This window comes from Fluviispira multicolorata, assembly GCF_009208585.1.
Lineage (GTDB): Bacteria > Bdellovibrionota_B > Oligoflexia > Silvanigrellales > Silvanigrellaceae > Silvanigrella > Silvanigrella multicolorata.
In genome coordinates, this window is the sequence record NZ_WFLN01000003.1 from 1 (window position 1) to 1,779 (window position 1,779).

Annotated in this window: 1 rRNA gene; it reads left to right on the top strand. The window is 51.8% G+C overall.

From position 1 onward, the window contains the following. Positions 1-165 precede the first annotated feature (165 nt). A 16S ribosomal RNA gene (locus GCL57_RS00025) occupies positions 166-1,702 on the top strand. The last annotated feature ends 77 nt before the right edge of the window (positions 1,703-1,779 follow it).

The following is a 1,779-nucleotide window of genomic DNA, read 5'->3' on the forward strand; positions in this document are numbered from 1 at the left end:
AAGTTATTTGACAAGAGAAGAGAGCAGAAACAGAGTGCGGGTCCTTAGAGGCTTTGAGTCAATCGGCGCAAGTTGAGAGATAAAGAGGCTTCGGGGCTCGAGATAAAAGACGAGCCGTCAAGAGAAAAAAAAATCTTCTGAACGTAAGTTTGGGAGTAAGTAATTAGAGCTAAGAGTTTGATCCTGGCTCAGAACGAACGCTGGCGGCGTGCCTAACACATGCAAGTCGAACGGATGTAGCAATACATTAGTGGCGCACGGGTGAGTAATGCATGGGAATCTGCCCTTTGGTGTGGGATAACTACGGGAAACTGTAGCTAAAACCGCATAAGCAAGCGACGTAAGTTGTTTGGAAAAGCCGGGACCGCAAGGCCGGTTGCCAGAGGATGAGCCCATGTCCCATTAGCTTGTTGGCGGGGTAACGGCCCACCAAGGCGAAGATGGGTAGCTGGTCTGAGAGGACGATCAGCCACACTGGAACTGAGACACGGTCCAGACTCCTACGGGAGGCAGCAGTGGGGAATATTGCGCAATGGGGGAAACCCTGACGCAGCAACGCCGCGTGAGTGATGAAGGCCTTCGGGTTGTAAAGCTCTTTCGGCTGGGAAGAAGGGTGCAGGAGTTAATAAGTCCTGCATTTGATGGTACCAGAGTAAGAAGCACCGGCTAACTTCGTGCCAGCAGCCGCGGTAATACGAAGGGTGCAAGCGTTGTTCGGAATTACTGGGCGTAAAGGGTTCGTAGGCGGGAAGACAAGTCAAGTGTGAAATCCCCAGGCTTAACCTGGGACGTGCATTTGAGACTGTAATTCTTGAGTTTTAGAGAGGGTGGTGGAATTGCTGGTGTAGGAGTGACATCCGTAGAGATCAGCAGGAACACCGGAGGCGAAGGCGACCACCTGGCTAAATACTGACGCTGAGGAACGAAAGCGTGGGGAGCAAACAGGATTAGATACCCTGGTAGTCCACGCCGTAAACGATGATAACTAGGTGTTGGGGGAGTTGACCCCCTCAGTACCGTAGCTCACGCGCTAAGTTATCCGCCTGGGGAGTACGGCCGCAAGGCTAAAACTCAAAGGAATTGACGGGGACCCGCACAAGAGGTGGAGTATGTGGTTTAATTCGAAGCAACGCGAAGAACCTTACCTGGGTTTGACATACCGTGAAAAGCGCAGAGATGCGTAATAGTAGCAATACACACGGATACAGGTGCTGCATGGCTGTCGTCAGCTCGTGTCGTGAGATGTTGGGTTAAGTCCCGCAACGAGCGCAACCCTTTCCCTTATTTGGCATCATTAAGTTGGCAACTATAGGGGTACTGCCGGTGATAAACCGGAGGAAGGTGGGGATGACGTCAAGTCCTCATGGCCCTTACATCCAGGGCTACACACGTACTACAATGGCCAAGACAAAGCGAAGCTAGACCGTAAGGTGGAGCCAAACGCAAAAACATGGTCTCAGTTCGGATTGTGGTCTGCAACTCGACCACATGAAGTTGGAATCTCTAGTAATCGCAGATCAGCAGGCTGCGGTGAATACGTTCCCGGGTCTTGTACACACCGCCCGTCAAACCACGAAAGTTGTATAAGCCAGAAGCATGTGGGTTAACCGCAAGGAGACAGCATGCCAAGGCTTGTGCGATGATTGGGGTTAAGTCGTAACAAGGTAGCCGTAGGGGAACCTGCGGCTGGATCACCTCCTTTCTAGGAATACAGACAGCTCATACCTTCGGGTACAGAGAGTCCATTCTAGGTCAAGGGACCCGCACTCTGTTTCTGCA